The organism is Photorhabdus hindustanensis (genome assembly GCF_002968995.1).
GTDB lineage: Bacteria > Pseudomonadota > Gammaproteobacteria > Enterobacterales > Enterobacteriaceae > Photorhabdus > Photorhabdus akhurstii.
Genome location: NZ_PUWT01000124.1, coordinates 1 through 5,765, shown reverse-complemented (window position 1 = coordinate 5,765; position 5,765 = coordinate 1). Strand labels below are relative to the sequence as shown.

Here is a 5,765-nt window from a genome sequence, read left to right as displayed (position 1 = left end):
TGCAGAAATTACCATTAATCTGTAATCTGTAATCTGTAATCTGTAATCTGTAATCTGTAATCTGTAATCTGTAATCTGTAATCTGTAATCTGTAATCTGTAATCTGTAATCTGTAATCTGTAATCTGTAAATAGGTTGCCACTTTTTTATCAAAAGTGGCAATAATGACTTGCGTGAAACACCGATTATACAAATTATTTTCTATAAAATGTGAATAAAATCCTCTATGATGAAAAAATATAATAAAAAATGCGAATAAATTCAGCAATAAAAATATTAACCTATCGTTATTATAATCCCAATTATTTAAAACAGAAAAAAATACTAACCCCAACGCTGTCGCAAATGGGGTAATAACCTGATGAACATCCATTTTCTCAATAAATTTCATTATGTTACTCGACTAATAATACCTGCCCTGTTTTCAACTGTTTGACATTTGGCAACCAAAGTCTTCCCCAGCTACCCGTGCAATGACATCCATAAACTTCTTTTATATTTTCTTTTATGAAAAATTCTCTGATCTTCAATAACTCTGTCGGTAACGCTCTCCTTAAATGCAATCCTCCTATTACTGCGAATACTTTGTCCACACCGGTAATCATTTTGGCGTGGTTAATGATTTCACAAATACCTGAATGACCACAGCCAATGATAATCACCAGTCCATTATCACTTTTCCAAATTAATGCACTATCATCCAATATATAATCATTAGCCCAACAGCTCTTTCTAATTAATCCATAGGATTTACGATGACTGTTTGCTATTTCTCCTGAAAAAATAAATCGCTCACTTATTTTCATATGCGATTTCGTCAAACGAAATAAAACTCTCTTCTTAACTCTTTTATTAATTTTACCCGATATTTTTTTGAATTTTAAGACACTCTTTTTATTGAACATCACACCATAATATTTCTCGCTTAATGCATCAGGGTGACATATTAATTTAGCATTATGAGGAAAATAGTTAACACCACCTATATGGTCAGAATGCCCATGAGAGATAACAATTTTGGATATATCATCAATAGATATTCCCATCCTATTTGCATTCTCAATATAGCTACCATCTGGACCGGTATCAAAAATTATCTTCTCTTCACCATCCTCAAGTAAAAGACTCAGACCAGGCTTAGCTATCAAATATGAATCAGATGTTTTATTTTCCAAGAGTACAGTTATTTTTAATGACATAGCATATCCATTAGTTTTGTTGAAGTAATTAATCTATTAAACGATACGGGTAACAATAGCATTGACGTACATCAATAAAATAATGAAAAGCCATTATATCGTCACATTTTTATAAGCAGATCACAAATTACCCCTCCTCTGCTAGCCATTAATTTTTCAACATAAAATGATTATCTCTCTATCATATTTATTGTCTTGCAATATTAACACACAAATATTATACCTTACTGTACAACATATTTTTAAAGGTAGAGACAAATATATTATTAAAAATAAAACTCAACGATAGGTTATTCAAACCATTTAATCCAATTCACTATACTAATACCTAGTGTAGTTGACAATGCTTAATTTGAAATATCACTATAAAGCCAGTAATTGACTTACATGACCGCACTCATTTTATCTATATTATAAGATAAAAATATAATATATTTACCAGATATAATTTGACTTTACATTACATAAAAACATTTAAATAGAATAGTTAATAATTATCGTTATATACAAACATCATCTGTCGTTATAAACATAATCTATTAACTTATATCCAACCATTATTAACACCGTTATTAATACGACAACAAAAATATATTATTTTATGTAAAATATAGAATTAATATATTTAAAAATAATTGGTAGATTCACATAATAAGCGCAACATCGTTACTCTGGAAGTCAACATATCCGTAGTCCTTTAAATAATTCATTGGGTGTTTTACCACCCCTAGTTTTTCAAGAACGATTACTTAATCGGTTTACCACAAAATTTAATTCCTTTGGAAAGTATTGCCTGATTAACCCATTGATATTTTCATTGTTTCCCCCTTCTCAAAGTGAGCAATGACGCCAACAAATCATGCTATTTATCCCACACAATTAGAAAGGATTTAGGTTAAGTGATCTTCTGGCAAATCGAGCGGCAGCTAAAAAGCAAGATTGGCATGGATAAATAAGTCAGAAAAGGTAATACCTCATCATAAATTAACGATAACCGTCACATTAAAAGTAATTTCATACCGAAATCAATCATCATAAATGTGATGTAAATCACACCATAAAAACAAAAGAAGTAAAATTAATTTGAAATTATTAATGCTGGTTATTAAATGATTAATATTAATCTATTTTTTATACAATACTGTCACAAAATAATCACATTGGCCTGTTTTTTGCTTTGTCATATAACCTCTTGTTTTTGCTGCTATCTTAACCAACCCCCTATTTTAGTTGCCCGGTTGATAATCAACCCTAAATATTGATCGTTAAGTTAAATTCGTGGTTAATGCTGTTTCGACATTGTGGAATAGAAAGTCAATGAAAAGCAGTATCTTGGTATTAACGGTTTTTTGTAGCGTAGCCTCAGGCAGTCAAGCCGCCGACATCGCAGATCAACAACTCATTCATCAACAGGCCCGTCAGCACGCGCTGGAAGCTCAATTAGCCCCGCCGCCTGCGGAAGTTCATCTGTCGGTACCGGAAACCGGGGAGTCAGCCGCCTTTGCGGTGGAAACCCCCTGTTTTCCTGTCACCCATGTTGTATTGGCCGGCACCGAAAATTTTCCACACTGGCTACCGTTCCGACGTGTCGCCCAACAGGGCGAAAACCATTGCCTGGGCGATAAAGGCATTAGCCGGCTGATAACCCAGTTGCAAGATCAGCTCATTAATCACGGCTATGTCACCAGCCGGGTTCTGGTCCCTCCCCAGGATTTGCGTACCCAAACGCTAAGACTGGTGATGATACCGGGCAACATCCGGCATATTCGCTATACCCCGGATAGCGGCCATTATATTCAACGCATCACGCCCTTTCCCGCGCGTGAAGACAAGCTGTTGGATTTACGGGATATTGAGCAGGGATTGGAAAACTTGCAACGTTTCCCGACCGTGCAGGCGGAGATGAACATTGTCCCGGCAGCGCAGCCGGGGGAGAGCGATATTGTGCTGGACTGGCGTCAGTCCCGGCACTGGCGAGTCGCCACGTATCTGGATGATACCGGCTCCAAAAGCACCGGGCGTTATCAGGGCGGTTTAACCTTCTTTCTGGATAACCCGCTGGCGTTAAGCGACCTGTTCTATCTCTCCGGTGGCCGCGATATTCACTCATCTGCCGGGAAAGGCAGCCAAAACGACACGCTCTATTACTCCCTGCCGTTCGGCTACTGGATGGCGAGCGTGACGGCCAGTCATTACGATTATACCCAGACGATAGCCGGGCTGAATCAGGCGATCCAATACCGGGGCAAAAGCCAAAACCTGGCGGTCCAGCTTAGCCGGGTGCTGCATCGTAACGCCGACCTCACGGCCAACACCCTGAACAATACCGGCACCGGGCGCATTTACGGGGACCAGATCGCCCTCCAGACGGGCACGTTGAATAACACCGCGCAGGATGGCAAAGCCGCCGTGATTGCGGCGCGTGACCGGCTGGATATCGGCACCGGAACACTGAACAACCGTGACCATGCCCAGATTTACAGCGTGGGCGACATGCGCATCGGCGGCCGGTTGGATAATACCCTGACGGCTACCGGTCAGGCACGAGAGCTCAATAACCACGCGGCGACGATTGAAGCCGGGCGCCACTTGAAGATGAATGCCGACCAGATTAACAACACCAACGCCGGGTTGGTCACTCAGGTCGTCGAAACGGAAAAATCTCAGCATCACGACGCGGTATTAAGCGGCCAGACCACCCGTTACGACTGGTCGCAGGTGGACACTTCCCAACACAATAAATACGGCGTACACGATGCCATCATGCCGGACGGCAGTCGCAGTAATGACTTTTATGAATATCAGTACACCCGTACCGTCAAGGAAACTCAAGTCAAACAGAGTGACCCCGGTAAAATTCTGGCCGGCGGCAATATGACGCTCAACAGTGCGCAGGTCACCAATCACGACAGCCAAATTATCGCCGGTGGGGCGCTGGATGGAGAAATCGGCGAATTGCACAATATTGCCACTCAGGGCGAACGCATCACTACCGATGAAGGTCGCCAAACCCGCTGGTACGCCAAAAAGACCAGACACAAAAAGTTCGGGTTCGGTGGCACCAAAACCTCGCAGGGGAAAAGCCGCAGCAATTATGCCCCCGCCCCAGTGATAGAAACGATTGACCTGAAAACGCTGGCCTGGCAGGCGCATACCCGTCCACAGGGTACCGATATCACGATTACAGACCGACAAACCGGTCAGATACATTCTGCCCCCACGGCGGTCGCGCCGGTGAACGGTATCAAAAATCAGCCACTGGTCTTGCCGCCCGGTCAGCCGTTTGAACTGAGTTTGCCCCCGGAGACCGTCAAAGGACAAACTGTCGACCCGGTGATACGCGTGGTGACCCCCGATACTCGCCTGCCGGATAACAGCCTGTATACCGTGCAGCCGGGCAGTGACAGCCACTATCTGGTCGAGACCGACCCGAAATTTACCCAGTATAAACAGTGGCTGGGTTCTGACTATATGCGGCAACAATTAACTCACGACCCGGCGCTGGTCCACAAACGCCTGGGCGATGGGTTCTACGAACAGCGTCTGGTGCGCGACCAAATCACCCAACTGACCGGCCAGCGCTATCTGCCCGGCTACAATAACGACGAAGCCCAGTTTAAAGCGCTGATGGATGCGGGTATCGCCTTTGGCAAACAGCAGCAATTAACGCCGGGCGTGGCGCTGAGTCCGGCGCAGATGGCGTTGCTGACCTCAGACATTATCTGGCTGACTAACCAAACCGTGACCCTGCCGGATGGCACGACCGAGGTGGTCACCGTGCCGCAGGTTTATGCCCGCGTCCGTCAGGGCGACCTGAGCAGTGACGGCGCTTTGCTGGCCGGGAATACCGTGGCGCTCAACAATCAGGGCGATATCACCAACAGCGGCACGATTAGCGGGCGTGACGTCACCCAACTGACCGCCAACAATTTGACCAACAGCGGCTTTATTCGCGGCGGCAAAGTGGATGTGACGACCCAACAAACGCTTACTAACCGGGGCGGCCAGATTCAGGGGGATGACCGGGTGACTCTGAAAGGCCGGGATATCATCAGTGCATCGACGGTGCGCGGGGATGAGGCTAACCGCTGGTTAGACCGTCCAGCGGGCATCTATGTGCAGAATGATAAAGGCGCCTTATCGCTGAGCGCCATCAACAATGTGCAATTAACCGCCAGTGACGTCAAGAATGCCGGTAAAGACGGTCACACCGAGATAACCGCAGGCCATGACCTGACGCTGGACGTCTTAAGCACGAGCCGTACAGAGCAAGGGAATTGGGGGAAAGATAACTATCGCCATCTGACCCAACAACAGGATATCGGCAGCCAGATAACCGGCGCCGGTGAGGTGACCCTGCAAGCCGGGCAGGATTTGAACGCCACCGCCGCCCACGTCAACGCCGGTCGACAACTCTGCTATGCAATTGAATGAGTTGTAGCGAGCTGGCTCCTGCCTCAAAAAAGTTTTGTTGTACGTTAATAGGATGATTTGTTATGGACAAAAATAGATGTTGAATTTCGCTGCATATTTGTGGGTCATATCCCTCTGAACGCAGTGATGGCG

General features: G+C 44.8%; 4 protein-coding genes. 1 reads left to right on the top strand and 3 read right to left on the bottom strand.

From position 1 onward, the window contains the following. Both C6H66_RS26490 and C6H66_RS24415 read right to left on the bottom strand, forming a co-directional pair. The coding region (locus tag C6H66_RS26490) for a hypothetical protein (protein WP_219847649.1) at window positions 1-391 on the bottom strand (391 nt) is incomplete at its 3' end. A 4-nt stretch (window positions 392-395) separates the two neighbouring features. Then, on the bottom strand, window positions 396-1,199 hold the full coding sequence (locus tag C6H66_RS24415; RefSeq protein ID WP_036781641.1) for an MBL fold metallo-hydrolase: 804 nt from the start codon (window positions 1,197-1,199) through the stop codon (window positions 396-398). 1,317 nt (window positions 1,200-2,516) lie between these two features. On the opposite strand from C6H66_RS24415, the gene C6H66_RS24400 reads away from it, so the two are divergent. Beyond that, a complete protein-coding gene (locus C6H66_RS24400) occupies window positions 2,517-5,633 on the top strand; it encodes a ShlB/FhaC/HecB family hemolysin secretion/activation protein (protein ID WP_339415549.1) in 3,117 nt (1,038 codons plus the stop codon). Here C6H66_RS24400 and C6H66_RS27850 read toward each other — a convergent pair. Further along, a complete protein-coding gene (locus C6H66_RS27850) occupies window positions 5,596-5,703 on the bottom strand; it encodes a phosphopantetheine-binding protein (RefSeq protein ID WP_422615593.1) in 108 nt (35 codons plus the stop codon). The genes C6H66_RS24400 and C6H66_RS27850 overlap by 38 nt on opposite strands. Window positions 5,704-5,765 lie beyond the last annotated feature (62 nt).